Genomic DNA, 16,787 nt, shown 5'->3' with positions numbered 1-16,787 from the left:
AGTACGGCGGGTGGTCAGAACGACCGGCGAGGGGAGTGCTGCCCTGTCCGGTTTCCCGATGGCCGATCGACTGGCCTAGACTCAACGCGGTGCCCGCTGAGCGCGGACGTCCGGGGCGTAGCGTAGTGGCTAGCGCGCCTGCTTTGGGAGCAGGAGATCGCAGGTTCGAGTCCTGTCGCCCCGACCATTCGTTTCCCCGGCTGGATGAGGCCTTCAAGACCTCCACGAGACCTTGGTATCCCGCAGAGGTACCCTGTAGGTATGACTGATGTGGCGACGATCAAGGTGCCTCGTGTGGTGCGTGATCGAGTGCGCGACGCGGCCCGAGCGGCACACCTGACCCAGGCGCAACTCATCGAGGAGATGCTGGACGCCCGGCGCAAGGCTGAGTTCTGGGCTGCACTCGAAGCTGAGACCCCTGACCAGGAGTATCTGGACGAGCTCGGCGAGGCCGACACGGCGTTCGCCGGCGACGCCGAGGAGTCCATCGCCCGATTCGAGGCGGGGCAGTGACCGAGTCGATCGCCCGCGGTGACGTCATCTGGGCGAACATGGACCCGACCGTCGGGCGGGAGCAGGCCAAGCACCGGCCCTGGTTGGTGCTGTCCGAGCCAGCTCTTCATCGTGCCCGCGGCTTGCTGATCGCGGTGCCGCTGACGCACACAGACCGCGGATGGTCCACGCATGTGAAGCTCACCTCCCGCGACGCGACACCCACCGTGGCGATGTGCGAGCAAGTCAAGTCAATGTCGATTGGTCGCGTCACCCGCGTTGATCGCGCGCCATACCCGTCTCCCCAGGTCGACCAGGTCCACCAGATCCTGACACTGCTTACCGGCGGCCGGTAGCGGCACTTGGGCCGGTCTACTCCCGGTCGATGACGATCTCGACGTCGTCGCGGGGCATTGAGTATCGTGCGGTCGTCCGGGGAACTGAGGTGAGATCGGCATGACCGCCAATGCTGATGCGAGCGAACCTCTATGGAGTTGGGACTTCCGCAAATGGTTCGCGGGTCGCACGATCTCGACTCTCGGCACGGAAGCAAGTGCCGTGGCAATACCGGTTCTGATCTTCCAGCAAACCGGGTCGCCGGCTCTCACGGGTTTGGTCTCGGCCTTCATCGTTCTTCCCTACCTGGTCTTCGGTCTTATCGCCGGTGGGGTGGCCGACAGGATGAATCGGCGCTGGCTCATGGTCGCCTCAGATCTCGTCGGTGCGATGGCGCTGGTCTCGATTCCGATCGCTCACCTCGCGGGCCTGCACTCAACGGCGCACATCCTCGTCGTCACATTCGTGGTGTGGACAGCATTCGTATGGTTCGACGCGGCATCGTTCGGCGCGTTGATAGCGGTGGTCGGCAAGTCCAAGCTTGCTGCGGCCAACTCGGCTCTGTGGAGTTCCGCGACGGTGGTCGGGATCGTCGTGCCGGCCTTTGCCGGCATCGTCATCGCCCTGTGGGGGCCCGAAGTGATTCTGGTGGCTGACGCGCTGTCGGCTGTCGCGTCCGCCCTACTCATCATGCGGATCAGGACGGATCTGAGGCCGGCGGCCGTCGTTGACGGAAGCTCCGAGAAGCTGTGGCGGTCGATCCGCGAAGGGCTCCGATTCATCTGGGCTTCGACAACGCTGCGACTTGCCACGCTCGGCATGGCGGCACTCACATTCGCCGGCGGGCTGGCAATGGGCTTGCTGGTCGTTTTCTTCGCGCGAGCACTGGACGCCCCCGAGGGGGCTTTGGGCGTGTTCTTCGCCGCTGCGGCGGTCGGCGCACTGCTGGCCAGTCTGACGCTCACGCGATTGAGGAGACGCTTCGGCCCGGGACGGTTGATGATTCTGGCGTTTCTCGGTTTTGTTCCGCTTCTGGTTCTTTTCGCCTTCGTCCCGGCTTGGATCGCTTCGCTGGTGATCTGGACGGCCTGGAATTACCTTCGCACGCTGGCGACGATCAACAACATCACGATCCGCCAAGAGGAGACGCCGCCCGAACTGCAAGGCCGCGTCAACATGACCGGCCGGATGATCGCACTCTCCGGCACGCCGGCAGGCGCTTTGGTAGGCGGCGTACTGGTGGAGTTCGTCCCGATCCAAGTGGTCTTTGCGATGGCCGCCGTGCCCGTTCTCGCGGTATCGCTGGTTTTCCTACGTTCTCCGCTCTGGGAGCGGACTGCGAGCGGCGATATCCGTCGATAGTCGCCGCTCGACGCATTCACGGACTAGCGCACGATCAGCATCAATGGTGGCAAAACTGGCGCGCAGGTGCCGGCGGTGTCGATGGCGGTGGTGTCGAGTGCCTGGATGAGGGATCCGGCGTAGCTTCTGTCGACTCCGACGTCATGGGGTCGTGCGTCGTTCGGAGATGATCCGCCAGCCATCCGGCGAGTGCTCCAGACAGAAATGGGCACCTCCGGGGAGGTCACTTTCGAGATTGTGTGGGTTGTTGTCGCTTGGCAAGCCGGTCCGTCCGGGAGCGATGCTTCCCAGGGTCGCGATGATCGCGCCACCGTGCATGACAACGAGCACCATCTCGCCCGCATAGAGGCTGACCAGGTCTTCGAGGACGGGAAAGACACGACGCGCGATCTCGTCGCCGCTCTCACCGCCGAGGACCCGCGCTTGTAGATGACCGGCCAGCCAGCCCAGGAGGGCTGTGCCGAGCGCTTGGGTGGTGTAGGGCTCCTCGCCCAATTGGTACTCATGCAGACCCGGCCGAACGCCAACCTCAAGACCCAGGATGTCGGCTGCGATCGTGGCTGTCTGCTTCGCGCGAGACAGTTCGGAGCACACCACTGCAGCTACGCCCTGGTTACGGAGTGCGTAGCCGAGGCTGCGCGCTTGGTCTTGACCGAGGTCAGTGAGGATGCCGCCGCTCTTGTCGCTCTCGGCAGTGCTGGGGTAGGCAGCCTCGCCATGACGGGCGAGAATGATCCGGGTCGTTGGGTGGTTGCTGCTCACCGATGCACAATAGCGACGGCCAGTGACTCTCAAGCCCGGATGCGGCGGCATGTGACCCCGGGCGAAGGCACTCCTCAGGGCCCTCGTCCTGTGGCCGAGCCTGTTGCTGGACGCCAGGGTGTCCGTGCGCCATGCTCGCCTCTATGCCGCAGCCGGTTCGACGGGGAGACGAGGAGAAGCGGCTGCATCGGCAGGCCAACCTGCGACTTCCGATGGTCCCTCTGGTTCGGGAAGGCCATCTGGCCCCGCCACCTGGCGATGGTCAGTGGGACCGGCTCCCGATTGCTACCGGACGCGGGCCGTCGGGGGAGTGCGTGGCGCTCTGGGCGGCTACAACGGGTGGTCCCAGGCGGCTGGTGACCTGGCATGGTGCCGGGACTGAGCCGGAGCGGTCATTGGTTCTAGAGTCGCCGCTTGATGGAGTGGGCTTCCTTCAGCCAACCGCGGACGGCGGCGTACTGCTCGTCTCCACGAGGAAGCCCCCTGGCGCCGCTGTCTCTGCGCAGCGCTGGAGTAGTGAGGGCGAACTCGTTGCGGATGGCGATTTCGGCGACGCCGTTGAGCATGTCCTTGTCACCGACTCCGGTTCGGTCTGGGTGGGGTACTTCGATGAGGCTTTGACCGGACGAGAGCCCGAGGGTCACGGACTCGTGCGGTTCGATGATGACCTGGAGCCCGAGTGGTTGTATCCGTGGAGCACAGCACTGCCGGCGGTCGATGACTGTGAAGCGATGAATGTGGTGGGTGACACGGTCTACGCGTGTCCGTATAGCAACCACCACCTCATCACGGTGGCCGGGGCTGAAGCGAAGAACCTTGGGCCGTCGCCACACCGCGGCGCCCAGGCGCTGCTCATCGAAGACAACCGGGCGCTGTTGATCGGTGGCTACGGCGCCGACTATGACCTGGTGACCCTGCTCGAACTGACGGCCGAAGGGCCGAAGCGGAGGGGTGGGCAGGGCCGGTTGGTGATGCCCGACGGGCTCGAGGTTGGCCACGTGCGGTGGACCTGCCGGGGCGCAGAGGCCTGGACGGAGCTTCGTGGAACCAGCTATCGGATCAGCCTGTCCGAGGCGGCCCAGGCCCTCGGCTGATTCTCTGACGGCTATCGGCGGCGTTCGCTCCACTTCACCGGGTCGGGAGCCCAGCAGGCCAACTGCTCGTCACGTTCAGTGATCAGTCTGGCCGCTCGCAGGCGTGCGAGCACCTCACGCCGGACGTCCCGGACGCGATCGCCGGACTGCTGTAGCGCGTCCGGGCCGGCACTCGACCACCAGCGGTCGAGTGCGTCGAAGACTTCGGGTGCATCCCGCTGGTCGATGAGGTCGCCGGTGACTCGCGCGAGGCCGGTCTGACGTCCGGAGCGGTCGGCGCGGTAGGCGTAGCCGCACAGGATGAGGGCGGCCAATCCGGCACACCCGAGCAGGGCGAGGCCTGCGATGGCCGGCAGCGCAGCGAAGGCGCTGACCTCGCTCCACCGGAAGGCGAACACGCCCGCAGCGGCTAGCAGCCACAGACAGCCGAAGGCGAGATGGATCACCGCAGGCACCCGCGACCCCCACAGCGACCCGTTGGCGCGACGCGGTTCGAGCCAGCACAACAGCGTCACCGCGACGACGGCGAGCAGGCCGGACGGCAGCATCGCGTCCTGCACGGCGAGTGGGCTGGTGCGCGGGGTGGTCAGCAGCGCTACCGCGACCACGCCGGCGAAGAGGGCTACTCCCAGCGCCACCCGGTGCATAGTCGTCGAGGTGAGCACCCGTGGGGCGGTGGGGTCCCGGCGGTCGTTCGCCGCCGCGACCGCTGCGGCCCGGGCCCGCTCGTGTGCCGCGCGGGTGCGCGGATCGGCGGCCATCACCGCGACCCGCCACGAGTCCTCGACGGCGGCCTTCGCGTCGCGGTAGTCGGCGTCGAACAGGATGAGGTCGATCCGGCCGAGCGTGCGCTCGTCCATTCCCGTCACCGAAGGGTGCTGTGCTCCAGCCATGGTGCCCTCCCTTGTGCGATGCAAACCTCGGATCGCTGTGGTCCAGAGTAGGCCTCCGGGCCTATTCGCGGACTTCTGTCATCGGTGCAATCTGAGGCTGGGACCAAGAGGGTTTCGACAAGCTCAACCAGCGGTGGATGTGTTGGTCAGCGCCTTCCTAGGCGACTCTCGAGCACATCGCGCCAATACGCGGGGATCAGATCGAGCGCGTCCTCGATGGGCCAGCCCGGCGCGGACTCCAGCAGATGTACCAACGTCCATGCCGTGCCGAAGGCGTCCGAATCGTTCGCCGGGAATGAGGCCGCCAGCGCCCGCGCCTCGTCGTCGCTGAGTGGTTTCGACACCTGATCCGCCAGATCTTCCCAGCGCTCAAGCCCGGATGCGCCGGTTGTTGCTTGCGAATCGCTGGGTAGCGGTCCGAGCGCGGCGAGGGCAGCTACTGCTTCGCGTATCACGCTGCCCTCACCTGCCCCTCGGTCTTGTCGCAGCTCAGTCTGCTACCTCGGGAACCTTCCAGACTTCGGCTGTGGCGGTGCGATCAACTACCTCGTGATCACCGCGCGAGCGGGCTCACGGCGGGCGTTCAGTCGAGACAGGGCCACCCAGGCCACCAGGCCGGCGGTCCCCATCAGCATGGCGAGAATCGGCTGCATGCCATGCTGGAGTCCTTGACCGTAGGCCACGACACCGAACAACAGCAGCCCGCTGCTCGTCATGCCCCAACCCCACAGCGCGAGCGCGCAGATGAGTCGGCGGGCCCAGTCGCTCTGCCACTCTGCGTTCATACTTTCAGTCTCCGTCGGTGCCGGGCGAGGGTCAATAGGCAGGCCCGACCGATATCCGAGCACTCGGACGACGGCTAAGCCAACAGTTGGCGGCTACTGGTCTCCCTCTGTGGGGGCGTTCGATAATCTCCGGGTATGCCCGACAAGTCGGAAAGGCGGGCCGCGCGCGCCGAGGTCCGGACCTATCACGAGGCCGAACTGACCAAGCTCGTCGCGCGGGTAGGTGACGCCATTGATCGCCATCGCGCTGGGGAACTCGATGCCTATGACGTCGATGAACTGCTGCATCACTATTCGCTCTCGGCGAAGGAGTTGTGGAAGTTCTGCAACCTGGGGAACGTCGAGAGCACCGCCCACTACATCGAACGCGAACCACCAGTGGACTGGTGGGAGGTAGGCAAGCCCCGGCGGCGCTGATTCTGTCCATGCAGCGACCTAGGGTGGACGGATGACACAGCACACTCTTCGGGTCGCGGACGTCGACCTTCCCGATTGGCGCTGGATTCTGTCGGCGCTGCGCACGCACTTCCAGACCGACGGGTTCACCGCCGGTGCCCTCTTCGTCGCCGACGTCGCCCAGATCGCCGACGAGCTGAACCATCACCCGGACGTCGCACTGCGCTACGGCGAGGTGATCTTCACGCTGAGCAGCCACGATGTGGGTGGCGTGACCGAACGCGATGTGCAGCTGGCCGAAAGGATCAGCGGCCTCGCCGCCAAGCGTGGATTCGTTGCCCACCCGGAACGCGCCCAAACGTTGGAGTTCGGCCTGGACACCCCGGCGTATGACGTGGTCCGCCCGTTCTGGGCGGCCGTGCTGGGCCTGGACGACGACGGTGGAGATGAAGTCGTCGACCGCGCCGGCCTCCTGCCGGCGTTGTGGTTCCAGGGAACCGACTCGAAGGCGGCCGACCGGCAGCGGTTCCACCTCGACATCACGGTTCCTCCGGAGGTCGCGACAGCGCGCATCAATGCGGCTCTGGCCGCCGGTGGCACCCTGGTCTCCGACGATGAGGCGCCCTCGTTCGTCGTTCTCGCCGATGCGGACGGCAACAAGGCCTGCGTGTGCACCGCGCTCGGCCGGGACTAGCGTCGCCGGTCAACGGGACAGACTTCTGTCAGATCGTGCAGGGGCGAGGTTGCGCCTAGCCGGCGTGGAGCGCCACCTCTGAAGGAGCGTCGCACGCCGTGGTGAACTGCCGGTTCCAGCGCATCAACGGCAGGCCTTCGCGATGGACGCTGCCGCGGGTGACGTCCCCGACGATCAGGGACTGGTGATGCACCGGAGTCACCGACGAGAAGCGGCACCAGAGGCTGACCAGGGCGTCCGGTAGCCACAGCGGACCCTCCGGCGACGTTTCGGCGCCGGCAGCGATCAGCGCGGCCAGACGCTCATCGCGTGTCGTCGGTCCGGTGAGCCGCTCCACCAGCGGCAGGTGTTCGACGGCCAGCACCGAGACGGCCCACGGCACGCCGCGCATGATGGCCGGCAGTCCGATCCGGTGCTGTCCGACCGCGACGGCGAGGCTGAACGGCTCCACCGAGGCGGTGAGCACGGAGGCGGCGATGAAGAACTGGTCCACGTCGTCGTCGCGGACGGTCACCAGGGTGACGCCGCTTCCGTAGAGGGCGAAGCCGTCGTAGAGCGACGGGTTACTGCTGGTCACGGGCAAGACAAATCCTCTCGTGCGCTCCTCACGCTAGAACCTGCAGTCGACTTGAGGTCAAGTGCGTCTCGCTGGGTGGTGTCGTGGTCGTCATGTCTGCGTCGATGGCTCAGTCCAGGGGTAGGCCCTCGAGGCGCCGCGGCCCCGGTCCGGCGGCGGCGAGCGCGTCGTCCGGATTGAGCAGCCGGCACGCCTTCATCGACAGGCAGCCGCAGCCGATGCAGCCGGTCAGTTCGTATTCCAACCGTTCCAGCCGTTGACGACGCTCTTCGAGCTGTCGCTTCCACGCCTGCGAGGCCCGTTGCCAATCCTCCTGACTAGGCATTCGATCCAGCGGCAGGCTGGTGAAGGCCTCGCGGACGTCGTCCAACGGGATGCCGATGTTCTTCGCCACCGAGATCAACGAGACCCGGCGCAGCATGTGTCGGGGGAATCGTCGCTGGTTTCCGGTGGTGCGCGTCGAGGCGATCAGTCCGAGTTCCTCGTAGTAGCGCAGCGCCGAGACAGCGACCCCGGTGCGACGGCTCATCTCGCCGATGCTCAGCAGCTCACCCGGCTCGTGGTGACCTTCCATCAAGCCTCCGATCGGGCATACCTCAAGTTCTCTTGAGATCCTAAGCTGCGTAGTCGGGCAGGCTCCCCGGTCTCGCGCTGCGAGCTCAGTGCTCGCGCGCCGCGCAGCAGCCGTCCGTGCAGTGGTCCTCCGGCTCTCGCTCGCCGGTGAGGACGGCGGCAGGCGCCGCGCAGCAGGCGTCACCTCGCCAGGCTTCGATGCCCTCGTGGACGGCGAACGTGGCGATGACCAGGGCCGCGGCAGAGTCGGCCCACGTCCAGCCGAACAGGCCGTTGAGAAGCAGGCCGACCAGCAGGGCTGCTGACAGGTAGGTGCAGATGAGTGTCTGCTTCGAGTCGGCGACCGCGGAGGCGGAGCCGAGTTCGCGGCCGGTGCGCCGTTCGAACCAGCTGAGGAAGGGCATCACCAGCAGGCTGAGCGCGGCCAGCACGATGCCCACCGGGGAGTGCTCCGGCTCACGCATACCGGCCAGCGAGAGCAGGGCGTCCACCGACACGTAGCCGGCGAGGCCGAAGAACGAGACCGCGATCACCCGCAGAGCGACCTTCTCGCGCCTTTCGGGATCGGACGCCGAGAACTGCCAGGCGACGGCTGCGGCCGACAGCACCTCGACGATCGAGTCGAGGCCGAATCCGACCAGCGCCGCCGATGAGGCCGTGCCGCCGGCGGCCAGCGCGATGATCGCCTCCACGACATTCCAGGCGATGGTGATCGCGACAATGATCCGGATCCGTCGGCGCAGAAGTGCCGTCCGCTCCGGGGCGAGGGTGGTCGTCATTGCGCCGGGCGGCAGTCCGCGCAGCAACCGGGCATAGTGCAGGACGGATCGAGGCACGGCTCACCCTCATCGACGGCCAGGGTCACGTTCACCAGCGCCGACAGTGCTCGGGCCAGATGCGGATCGGCGATCTCATAGCGGGTCCTGCGCCCCTCCGGCACGGCGACGACGATTCCGCAGCCGCGCAGGCAGGCCAGGTGGTTGGACACGTTCGTCCGCGTCAACTCCAGCTCCTCAGCGAGCCTGGCGGGGTAGCCGGGCTGGTCGAGAAGCGCCAGCAGGATGCGTGAGCGGGTGGCGTCGGACATCGCCCGACCGAGGCGGTTCATGACGTCCACGCGAGAGGAAATAGTCAGCACATGCTGACCATACAGCAGTTGCTGACCATTGACAGGCAGCTCTCCAAATGAGTGTAGTAAATAACTCGTTCAGCGAGTAAATTGCCGCCATGGCTTCCTCACAAGCGCGGCACTGGCGCACCGCAGCGCAGGCGCTGGCGATGGTTCGGCGACGCCAGCAAGTGACGCGCACCGAGTTGGCAGACATGGTGGGCCTGCGTAGCGGCCCCACCTCGGATCTGGTGAAGCGGCTGGTGCAGGCCGAGTTGATCAGCGAGCGGTCGGCGGAGCAGGCCGGCCCGGGGCGTCCGACGACCACCCTGCACGCGAGTCCGACGGGGCCCGTCGCGCTCGTCCTCGACATTCGCCACGGGGACTGGCGGCTGGGCGCCAGCGACCTGGACGGCAGTGTGACGATCCATGAGGTCGGCGGCCACGACGGGATCGCTCCCGACCAACTTCTCGACATGCTCGCCCAACGGCTCCGCCGACTGGCGGCCGGCTACGGCGATCGGGTGGTGGGCGCGGGCATCACGGTTCCCGGCCTGGCGGTCGATGGCCGGCTCAGCATGCCGATGCTGGGTTGGCAGGACATCGAGACCACCCCGTTGACGTCGGCGCTCGATCGGCCCATGGTGCTGGGCAACGATGCGACGATGGCGGCTGTCGCGGAGGCACGCATGCATCCGGCGGAACTGAACTCGTTGCTGCACATCGTGGTGGAGGTCGGCGTCGGCGGTGCTCTGATCGCTGACGGGCGGCCGACCCCCAGTGCGCACGGTCTGCACGGCGAGTTCGGGCACCTGCCGTTCGGCGACCCGGCGTTGCGGTGCCCGTGCGGCGCCAAAGGATGCTGGACGGCCGCCTTCGACTTGGCGGAGGTCGCGCGCCGCACCGGCGTCGACGCTACTGCCGATCCCCGATCATGGCTGCAGAAGCTCTACAGCCATCCCGACGATTCGGATGCGATCAGGCACGCCATGACGTCCCTCGCGGCAGATCTCGGACGCGGCATCGCCGGACTGATCAACGCGCTCGATCCCGCCCTGGTCACGCTCGGAGGGCTGGCCGACCTGGTGCGGTTCGCCTCGGTGGGCGCCTTCTACGACGCGCTGAACGGCGGGCTGATGTCCGCGCATCGGGCCAGACCGCCGCAGATCGTCCAGGCCATCGCCGGTGACGACGCCACCCTGGTCGGCATGGGTCTATCGGTGTTCGACCACGTGCTGGACGCCGAGCTGCTCGCCCGCTGGGCCTCGCGCGGGGCGGGAGTGGCATGAGCACCTCACCGGCAGCCGGTGCCTATCGCCGCACGTCCGTGACCTGGGTTGCGTTCGGAGCGCTGTTCGCGTTCGGCATCCTCAATGCCGCGCTGGGTCCGGTGCTGCCGTATCTGCGAGCGGCGCAGGGGGCGTCCTATCTGCTGGCCTCGTTGCATCCGGTGGCGTTCGCGATCGGCGTGGTCACCGCGGGGGTGCAGGCGAATCACTCCGCGGTCGCACGCAAACCCGCCATCATCGTCGGCCTCGCCGTCGCGGCCCTGGCCGGGCTTCTGCTCGGCTACGGGCACGCCATTGCCGTCACCATCGCCGCCGCGTTCCTGTCGGGGGCATTCGCCACCGCCGCATTGATCCGGACCTGGGCCGTCCTCGCCGACGCCCACAACCAGCACCGCGCAGCCGCGATGGCCGAGGGCGAGGTCTATGTCAGCCTCGCCGGCATCGCGACCCCGATCCTGATCAGCCTGTGCGCCGCCACCTTCCTGGGCTGGCAGTCGTTCTTCCTCATCGCCACCGTGATCGTCGCCATCGCCGTGGCCGCGGTGTGGCTCACCCAACTGCCTCCGGTGCTCGGCCGCGACGTCGACCACGCTGAGGTCTCGGCCGCCCACGTCCGGATCTCGACCCGCCGGACGCTGCTCACCATCATCGCCATCGTGGCGGCGGAGTGGACGCTCACCTTCTGGGCGGCCACCTTCCTCGACGAGTCGGTCGGCATCCAGCAGGATGTCGCGGTCGCGCTGGTCAGCGTGCTGTTCGCCGCCAGCCTCGTCGGACGGCTGCTGGCCAGTCGCCTCGCGCTCAGGCTGCCCGCGCTGAGGGTGCTGCACCTCGCGCTGGCCTGCGCGCTGGTCGGCTCGCCGATCCTGCTGCTCGCCCAGAACGCGGTGGTGGCGACGATCGGGCTGAGCATTGCCGGCATCGGGATCGGTGCCACCTTCCCGCTGGCGTCCTCGCTGCATGTCGGGGCGAGCCGCCGCTCGTCCGATCAATCCATGGGTCAGGTGCTGATCGTCGCCGGCCTCGGCCAGGTCGCGCCGCTGTTCACCGGCGCACTGGCCCAACTCGTCGGCCTCCGCGCCGGAATGCTCATGCTGCCCGGCTTCCTGCTCGTGGCCGTCCTCACCTCACGTCCGCGAAGGTGACCAAAGGAACCGTCCCCGCGGTCTGCCACCGGTCGGCGTGGCCACCACGACACGATGTCAGTGCCAGGACGCCAGCTGAAGTGCCGCCTCCTGATAGCCGACCACTCCGCTCGCTACTCCGATGACGAGGTCGTAGGCGTCGTCATCGGGTGCCTCGAGCGCGATGTCGTTCAGGCCGTAGAAGACCACGGTGGCCAACCAGCCGAGCCGCTTGCTCCCATCGATGAGGGCATGGTTGCGGACCAGGGATTCCAGCAGGACGGCCGCCTTCTGATCAGTGGTGGCGTAGGCGTCCGTACCGAAGACGGTGATCTGCGGCCGATGGGTGGCGCAGTCGAGTAGGCCATGGGACGACGTTGCGCCCGTTTGGCGTCATTGCACCTGTTTGAACAGGGGCAATCACCGCAAAAGGGGGGGCAACGTCAGCCGAGGGTGAGGTCAGTCGTAGATGACGTCCAAGCCCTGCTCTCTGAGTTGGGCCAGGTTGTCGAGCATGGTCTTGAGCACCTCGGGGGAGTGGCCCTCCCAGTCCTGGAGTTCGGCCACCACACGGACGCCGTCGCGGGTTCGGTACGACTGGGTCGGGTTGCCGGGGAAGCGCTTGTCGGTGACGTTCGGGTCGTCCTCGAACGGTCCCAGCGGCTCGACGACATAGATGTGACCACGGCCCTCGACGCCGGCCAGAGCGGTGGCCAACTCGGCGCCCCACGCCGCGGTCTCCACCAGCGCGGAGAAGTAGATGTTGTTCGACACCCGGCCCTGCTGGAAGTTTGACCCGTAGCCGGGGACGAGTTCGGTGCCGGTCGCCAGGTCGGACTTCGTGCCGTGGTAGAACGGCCCTTCGACCTCGGCGCAGTTGTCGTAGGTGACCGGAATGCGGGTTTCCGCTTGGTCGTCCATGGGTATCACTCCTCGTCGCGAGGCTACTCCGTCGGTCGAGACCTTGACTTGTCCAGGTCGACCAGAATGATGTGCCGCGTCCATGCCGTTCAGCTATTCGAATGGAGAGACGGGTGAGACACTTCACCTCGGAGTTGGGTTCCGAGCAAAGGAAAGGGGTGGTTGTGGTGCCGTCCGAGGGTCACGACGAAGCGCAGGACGATGGCGCGCTCGGAGGTGTGCCGGCGGCTGAGGTGGTGACCACGATGGCTGAGTACGCCCGTGAACTCACCACTCCCGTCGACGAGGACGAGCGGCTGGATCTGGGCGTAGCGATGGTCGTTGAGTTGATGGACTCGTGCGACGCGGCCGGCGTGACCATGATCGAGAAGGGCCACCTCAGCACCGCCGCTCCCACCGCCGAGTTCGTCGCCGAGGCGGACCGACTGCAGCACGAACTGCGCGAGGGCCCCTGCGTCGACACGGTCCGGACGCAGAGCACGGTGATCAGCGACGACGTGGGGATCGACCGGCGGTGGCCGCGGTGGGGTCCGGCGGTGGCGGAGCAGTTCGGCGTGAAGTCGATGCTCTCGCTGCTGCTCTACACCGAGGAGTCCTCCTACGGGGCGCTCAACCTGTACAGCGTCGAGGCGGGCAGTTTCGGCAGTGATGACATCGTGGTCGCCCATGCGCTGGCCGCTCACCTCACCGCCGCGCTCGCCGACGGACGCCGCCTGGACAACCGCGCGGCCGCGCTGGTGAACCGCACGGTGATCGGCCAGGCTGAGGGGATTCTGATGGAACGCCACAAGATCACCGCCGACGAGGCGTTCGACATGCTGCGTCGCGCGTCGCAGCGGAAGAACCGGAAGCTGGTCAGCATCGCAGAGGAACTCACCCGCACCGGAGAGCTGCCGGCTTAGCTCCCGATCGGACGTGCCACAGAATTAAGTGATGCGCCGGCTGTGGTCTCAACCGGCGCATCCCGCCTTTGTTCCAGCCCGGGCTCGAACAGCGACAGGTCCCACAGGGACAATTGTCGGTTACCCACTCAGGCCGCAGGCATGCACCCAACGGCCCGATTTCTGCCGCGTCGAGTTCAGCGGCGCAGCCAGACCGTGGTCTCGCCCGGCAGTTCACCCGCCGTGAGCGGCCGGCTGGACAGCAGCACCTCACCGTTGGGCAGCGCCACAGGATCGGTGCCGAAGTTCGTCACCGCGCACCACCCGTTCGGGCGCGCGAAGCCCAGCACGGACGCCGACACCTCCAGCCACTCCAGGGCCTCGGCGCACTCCAACTCATGCCGCAGCGCGAGCGCCCGCCGGTACAGGTTCAGCGTCGAAGCCGGATCGGCCGACTCCACGTCCACGGCGTAGTCGGCGTACCAGGACGGCTGCGGCAGGTGGGCGCCGTCCGGACCGAAACCGAACGAGGAACCCTCGCGGGTCCAGGGCAGCGGAACCCGGCAGCCGTCGCGCCCGATCTCGATCTCGCGGTTGCGGAAGAACGCCGGATCCTGGCGGGCGGCGTCGGGAATCTGGCCGGCCTCCTGCAGGCCCAACTCCTCGCCCTGATACAGGTAGGCCGATCCGGGCAGCGCCAACACGAACAGGGTGGCGGCACGCGCCCGGCGCAGGCCTCGTTCGGCGTCCACCGCGGCGGGGTCGCCGCCTTCAAGCAGCCACTGCTTGCCGTCGTTGCCGCGTCCGACCTCGCCGGCACCCGGTGCGCCGACCCGGGCCGGAACCGGCGGCAGGCCGTAGCGGGTGGCGTGCCGCACCACGTCGTGGTTCGAGAACACCCAGGTGGTCGAGCCGTCGATCTCGGCGGCCGCCTTCAGGTTGCGATCGATCACCTCGTGGAAGTCGTCGGCGCAGAAGTCGGCCCGCAGCAGGTCGAAGTTGAAGGTCTGGCCGAGGCCGGCCGGTGAGGAGTAGCGGGCCTGCCGATGCGGCTGCACCCAGGCTTCGGCGACGGCGGTGCGCGGCGGGTCGTACTCGTTGAACACTGCGCGCCACTCGGCGTACACGTCCTGCACCTCATCGCGGTCCCACAGCGGGTGCTGGCCGTCGCCGGCATCGACCACCCCGTCGTCCACGCTGATCATCGCGTCGAAGGTGGGGTCCAGGTTCTTCTTCAGGCCGTGCGCCACATCGACCCGGAACCCGTCGACGCCACGGTCGCTCCAGAACCGCAGCGTGGCCAGGAAGTCGGCGTGCACCTCGGGGTTGTCCCAGTTGAGGTCGGGCTGCTCCTTGGCGAACAGATGCAGATACCACTGGCCCTGGCTGCCGTCCGGCTCGGTGACGCGATGCCAGGCGCCGCCACCGAAGATGGACCGCAGCTCGGTGGGCGGCAGTTCGCCGTTCTCACCCTTGCCGTCGCGGAAGATGTAGCGCTCACGTTCCGGCGATCCTTTGCCGGCGGCGACGGCGGCCTTGAACCATTCGTGCCGGTCCGAGGAGTGGTTGGGGACGATGTCGACGACCACCTTGATGTGCGCCGCGTGCAGCGTCGCCACCATCTCGTCGAAGTCGTCCAGGGTGCCGATCTTGGGATCGACGTCGCGGTAGTCGTCCACGTCGTAGCCGCCGTCGGCCAGCGCCGACGGGTAGAACGGGCTCAGCCAGACAGCGTCCACACCCAACTGCTGAAGGTAGGGGACTCGCGAGGTGATGCCCTTCAGGTCACCGATGCCGTCGCCGTTCACGTCGGCGAAGCTGCGCGGATAGATCTGGTAGACGACGGCCTGGCGCCACCAGTCGGGGGCGGTGAAGACATCGTGCGAGGCGAGCGGCATGAGGCGCGCTGTCCTTCCTGAACGGGTGCGGTGTGCGGTAGCAGAGATGCTGACCGGGTGGACTCGACAACCTGATTCGACAATTGGATCAAGTCGTCATCTGCACCACCCTAACAGCGCACGCGGATGCGTCAAGAAGCCCCGGACGAGCGGGTGAGCAGGCGGACGCCGGCCTCAGGCGTCGAGCGGTTCCTGCCCGGTCTCGATCACCCGGCGAGCCAGTTCCCGCAGCTTCAGGTTCCGATTCTGGCTCGCGGCCTTCAGCCGTGCGAAAGCCTCGGTGGGGCTGATCCGGTGCCGTTCGATCAGGATGCCGATGGCCTGGCCGACCATCCGGTGGCTCTGGACGGCGATCTGCAGGTTCGACTCCCGGTCGGCGGCCTCCTGGGCGACCAGGAACCGATCCACGGCAAGGGCGAACGCCTGGGCGAGCAGGTCGGCGACGATCATCTCTTCGACCCTGATCCGGCGCGGACGGGGGAACTGGATCCAGGCCCGGCAACCCGCCTTGCTGCTGCGCGGCACCAGCAGGATGCCGGGGCGGAGGCTGGTGGTGTCCGGGTTGGGCTTACCGGCCAGGCCGACCCGGACCTGCTCGGGCAGCGTCTCGGCGGTCAGTTCGACGCCGCCGCTGATCAGCAGGGTTCGGTCGTCCACGATGATCTGGGTGGTGCTGTTGCCGTCGAACAGCGTGTTGAAGCCGTTCTCGGCCACCGCCAGCAGAGCGTCGAAATCGTCGATCGAGCTGAAGTCCGCGCTGATCTGCGCGGCCATGGTGCGTCGCTCGCGCGCCTCCTTCTGGCGGGTGACGTCGCGCAACGTGCAGACCGCAACGGTCCTACCGTCGCGGGTGGTGACCCGCGCGCTGCTCACCGAGACCCACAGCGGTTGCCGATCGCGACGGAAGAACCTGAGCTCCCCGGCGAAGTCGACCCCCTGCTGGGCCGCCTCGTGCATCTGCCGGATTGCTGCCAGCCCTTCGGCGTCCTCCTGCACGGTCGGCCACCACGGATAGGGCGGTCGTAGCGGGCCGTCGTCCAGCGAGTAGTCGAGCAGGTCGGTGAACCGGGAGTTGATCTCCAGCACCAGGCCGCTGCTGTCGAACAGCACCGCGCCGTCCTGGATGGCGCGGATCACCGCGTGCCCCCAGTCGGTCTCGGCGATGCGTTCCAGGTCGGCGAGCCGGACGGCGGGCGGCTCGGGGGCGGTGATGACGCTCGGCGGCAGAGTGGCCGACTCGACGGAACCGGCTTCGAGCAACTCGCCCACGGCTCCCTGGGCAAGCACATCGACGCCCTCGGCGGTGAGGCCCGAGCGCGACATGAAGATCACCGCCAGAGCCCGGGTGATCGAGTCCAGGTACTCATCCAGGGAGGTATCCCAGGGAGTGCCCTCAGCGCCCGCGATCAGCAGGATGTGGGTGGCGCTGCCGTCCAGGGCGTCGCGGATCGGGAAGGCGTGCAGTCGTGGCGACGGCGCGTCGATCGCGTCGTGCTGGCTGTTCCGCGCGGCGAGGCAGGCGCGCGCCAACGTGAGGGCGCGCAGCGGATCCAGCTGCTGCCCGACGGCCGCCAGCGGCGCCGGGGTCGGCTCGGCCTCGAG

At 67.5% G+C, this 16,787-nt stretch carries 20 protein-coding genes, 1 tRNA gene and 1 pseudogene; 10 read left to right on the top strand and 12 right to left on the bottom strand.

The window, feature by feature from the left end:
* The first annotated feature begins 111 nt into the window (after nucleotides 1–111).
* From QM624_RS08990 to QM624_RS08975, 4 genes are all read left to right on the top strand, one after another.
* Nucleotides 112–187: transfer RNA gene (locus QM624_RS08990), tRNA-Pro, on the top strand.
* A 74-nt stretch (nucleotides 188–261) separates the two neighbouring features.
* On the top strand, nucleotides 262–513 hold the full coding sequence (locus tag QM624_RS08985) for a hypothetical protein (RefSeq protein ID WP_415090952.1): 252 nt from the start codon (nucleotides 262–264) through the stop codon (nucleotides 511–513).
* Entirely contained in the window at nucleotides 510–848 is a 339-nt protein-coding gene (locus tag QM624_RS08980; protein WP_298131335.1) for a type II toxin-antitoxin system PemK/MazF family toxin, read from the top strand. The genes QM624_RS08985 and QM624_RS08980 overlap by 4 nt, the downstream gene beginning before the upstream one ends.
* Nucleotides 849–948: 100 nt before the next feature.
* Nucleotides 949–2,190, top strand: a complete 1,242-nt coding sequence (locus tag QM624_RS08975) for an MFS transporter (RefSeq protein WP_415090950.1) — start codon at nucleotides 949–951, stop codon at nucleotides 2,188–2,190.
* A gap of 141 nt (nucleotides 2,191–2,331) precedes the next feature.
* Here the strand turns inward: QM624_RS08975 and QM624_RS08970 are convergent, their stop codons facing one another.
* Nucleotides 2,332–2,952, bottom strand: coding sequence for a histidine phosphatase family protein (locus QM624_RS08970; RefSeq protein ID WP_415090948.1), 621 nt, complete (start codon nucleotides 2,950–2,952; stop codon nucleotides 2,332–2,334).
* 356 nt (nucleotides 2,953–3,308) lie between these two features.
* On the opposite strand from QM624_RS08970, the gene QM624_RS08965 reads away from it, so the two are divergent.
* Nucleotides 3,309–4,046, top strand: coding sequence for a hypothetical protein (locus tag QM624_RS08965; RefSeq protein ID WP_415090946.1), 738 nt, complete (start codon nucleotides 3,309–3,311; stop codon nucleotides 4,044–4,046).
* Nucleotides 4,047–4,057: 11 nt separating this feature from the next.
* Here QM624_RS08965 and QM624_RS08960 read toward each other — a convergent pair whose 3' ends face one another.
* From QM624_RS08960 to QM624_RS08950, 3 genes are all read right to left on the bottom strand, one after another.
* Nucleotides 4,058–4,939, bottom strand: a complete 882-nt coding sequence (locus QM624_RS08960; protein ID WP_415090944.1) for a hypothetical protein — start codon at nucleotides 4,937–4,939, stop codon at nucleotides 4,058–4,060.
* 146 nt (nucleotides 4,940–5,085) lie between these two features.
* Nucleotides 5,086–5,394, bottom strand: coding sequence for a hypothetical protein (locus tag QM624_RS08955; RefSeq protein WP_415090942.1), 309 nt, complete (start codon nucleotides 5,392–5,394; stop codon nucleotides 5,086–5,088).
* Nucleotides 5,395–5,481: 87 nt separating this feature from the next.
* The gene (locus QM624_RS08950; protein WP_415090940.1) at nucleotides 5,482–5,724 is read right to left on the bottom strand and encodes a hypothetical protein; all 243 of its coding nucleotides are present in this window, start codon (nucleotides 5,722–5,724) and stop codon (nucleotides 5,482–5,484) included.
* Between the two features lie 135 nt (nucleotides 5,725–5,859).
* Here QM624_RS08950 and QM624_RS08945 point away from each other — a divergent pair, with 135 nt between their 5' ends.
* Together QM624_RS08945 and QM624_RS08940 are read left to right on the top strand one after the other, a co-directional pair.
* Complete coding sequence (locus tag QM624_RS08945) at nucleotides 5,860–6,141, top strand: hypothetical protein (protein ID WP_415090938.1); 282 nt, start codon at nucleotides 5,860–5,862, stop codon at nucleotides 6,139–6,141.
* A 31-nt stretch (nucleotides 6,142–6,172) separates the two neighbouring features.
* Complete coding sequence (locus QM624_RS08940; RefSeq protein WP_415090936.1) at nucleotides 6,173–6,814, top strand: 4a-hydroxytetrahydrobiopterin dehydratase; 642 nt, start codon at nucleotides 6,173–6,175, stop codon at nucleotides 6,812–6,814.
* Nucleotides 6,815–6,869: 55 nt separating this feature from the next.
* Here the strand turns inward: QM624_RS08940 and QM624_RS08935 are convergent, their stop codons facing one another.
* The 4 genes from QM624_RS08935 to cmtR form a co-directional block, all read right to left on the bottom strand.
* The gene (locus tag QM624_RS08935; protein ID WP_298131361.1) at nucleotides 6,870–7,391 is read right to left on the bottom strand and encodes a flavin reductase family protein; all 522 of its coding nucleotides are present in this window, start codon (nucleotides 7,389–7,391) and stop codon (nucleotides 6,870–6,872) included.
* Between the two features lie 109 nt (nucleotides 7,392–7,500).
* On the bottom strand, nucleotides 7,501–7,965 hold the full coding sequence (gene soxR, locus QM624_RS08930) for a redox-sensitive transcriptional activator SoxR (protein WP_415090933.1): 465 nt from the start codon (nucleotides 7,963–7,965) through the stop codon (nucleotides 7,501–7,503).
* 85 nt (nucleotides 7,966–8,050) lie between these two features.
* On the bottom strand, nucleotides 8,051–8,800 hold the full coding sequence (locus QM624_RS08925) for a cation transporter (RefSeq protein ID WP_415090931.1): 750 nt from the start codon (nucleotides 8,798–8,800) through the stop codon (nucleotides 8,051–8,053).
* Nucleotides 8,740–9,102, bottom strand: coding sequence for a Cd(II)/Pb(II)-sensing metalloregulatory transcriptional regulator CmtR (gene cmtR / locus QM624_RS08920; protein WP_415090929.1), 363 nt, complete (start codon nucleotides 9,100–9,102; stop codon nucleotides 8,740–8,742). Before cmtR ends, QM624_RS08925 begins: the two co-directional genes overlap by 61 nt.
* An 89-nt stretch (nucleotides 9,103–9,191) precedes the next feature.
* On the opposite strand from cmtR, the gene QM624_RS08915 reads away from it, so the two are divergent.
* Together QM624_RS08915 and QM624_RS08910 are read left to right on the top strand one after the other, a co-directional pair.
* Nucleotides 9,192–10,361 carry an ROK family protein gene (locus QM624_RS08915; protein ID WP_415090927.1) on the top strand — a complete coding sequence of 390 codons (1,170 nt, stop codon included), beginning with the start codon at nucleotides 9,192–9,194 and terminating at the stop codon, nucleotides 10,359–10,361.
* A complete protein-coding gene (locus QM624_RS08910; RefSeq protein WP_415090925.1) occupies nucleotides 10,358–11,506 on the top strand; it encodes an MFS transporter in 1,149 nt (382 codons plus the stop codon). Before QM624_RS08915 ends, QM624_RS08910 begins: the two co-directional genes overlap by 4 nt.
* 57 nt (nucleotides 11,507–11,563) lie before the next feature.
* On the opposite strand, the pseudogene QM624_RS08905 reads toward QM624_RS08910, so the two are convergent.
* Both QM624_RS08905 and arr read right to left on the bottom strand, forming a co-directional pair.
* A pseudogene (locus tag QM624_RS08905) lies at nucleotides 11,564–11,842 on the bottom strand (type II toxin-antitoxin system death-on-curing family toxin); the annotation flags it as partial.
* 102 nt (nucleotides 11,843–11,944) lie between these two features.
* Nucleotides 11,945–12,406 (bottom strand): NAD(+)--rifampin ADP-ribosyltransferase, encoded by a 462-nt coding sequence (arr, locus tag QM624_RS08900; protein WP_415090923.1) that lies wholly within the window; start codon nucleotides 12,404–12,406, stop codon nucleotides 11,945–11,947.
* Between the two features lie 113 nt (nucleotides 12,407–12,519).
* On the opposite strand from arr, the gene QM624_RS08895 reads away from it, so the two are divergent.
* The gene (locus QM624_RS08895; RefSeq protein ID WP_415090921.1) at nucleotides 12,520–13,308 is read left to right on the top strand and encodes a GAF and ANTAR domain-containing protein; all 789 of its coding nucleotides are present in this window, start codon (nucleotides 12,520–12,522) and stop codon (nucleotides 13,306–13,308) included.
* Between the two features lie 176 nt (nucleotides 13,309–13,484).
* Here QM624_RS08895 and QM624_RS08890 read toward each other — a convergent pair whose 3' ends face one another.
* Both QM624_RS08890 and QM624_RS08885 read right to left on the bottom strand, forming a co-directional pair.
* A complete protein-coding gene (locus QM624_RS08890) occupies nucleotides 13,485–15,185 on the bottom strand; it encodes a glycoside hydrolase family 13 protein (protein ID WP_415090919.1) in 1,701 nt (566 codons plus the stop codon).
* A gap of 174 nt (nucleotides 15,186–15,359) precedes the next feature.
* Nucleotides 15,360–16,787 (bottom strand): ANTAR domain-containing protein (locus tag QM624_RS08885; protein WP_415090917.1); only part of this gene is annotated, 1,428 nt, incomplete at its 5' end.

The sequence above is a fragment of the Micropruina sp. genome (genome assembly GCF_047606365.1).
Classification (GTDB): Bacteria; Actinomycetota; Actinomycetes; order Propionibacteriales; family Propionibacteriaceae; genus Micropruina.
This window is presented reverse-complemented; position numbering and strand designations above follow the sequence as displayed.

Bases quoted from the DNA above. Each gene is read 5' to 3' on its own strand.
- QM624_RS08945 (WP_415090938.1), top strand. From the start codon at position 5,860: ATGCCCGACAAGTCGGAAAGGCGGGCCGCGCGCGCCGAGGTCCGGACC.
- QM624_RS08890 (WP_415090919.1), bottom strand. From the start codon at position 15,185: ATGCCGCTCGCCTCGCACGATGTCTTCACCGCCCCCGACTGGTGGCGC.
- QM624_RS08985 (WP_415090952.1), top strand. From the start codon at position 262: ATGACTGATGTGGCGACGATCAAGGTGCCTCGTGTGGTGCGTGATCGA.
- QM624_RS08915 (WP_415090927.1), top strand. From the start codon at position 9,192: ATGGCTTCCTCACAAGCGCGGCACTGGCGCACCGCAGCGCAGGCGCTG.
- QM624_RS08960 (WP_415090944.1), bottom strand. From the start codon at position 4,939: ATGGCTGGAGCACAGCACCCTTCGGTGACGGGAATGGACGAGCGCACG.
- soxR (WP_415090933.1), bottom strand. From the start codon at position 7,965: ATGGAAGGTCACCACGAGCCGGGTGAGCTGCTGAGCATCGGCGAGATG.
- QM624_RS08910 (WP_415090925.1), top strand. From the start codon at position 10,358: ATGAGCACCTCACCGGCAGCCGGTGCCTATCGCCGCACGTCCGTGACC.
- QM624_RS08975 (WP_415090950.1), top strand. From the start codon at position 949: ATGACCGCCAATGCTGATGCGAGCGAACCTCTATGGAGTTGGGACTTC.
- arr (WP_415090923.1), bottom strand. From the start codon at position 12,406: ATGGACGACCAAGCGGAAACCCGCATTCCGGTCACCTACGACAACTGC.
- QM624_RS08940 (WP_415090936.1), top strand. From the start codon at position 6,173: ATGACACAGCACACTCTTCGGGTCGCGGACGTCGACCTTCCCGATTGG.
- QM624_RS08950 (WP_415090940.1), bottom strand. From the start codon at position 5,724: ATGAACGCAGAGTGGCAGAGCGACTGGGCCCGCCGACTCATCTGCGCG.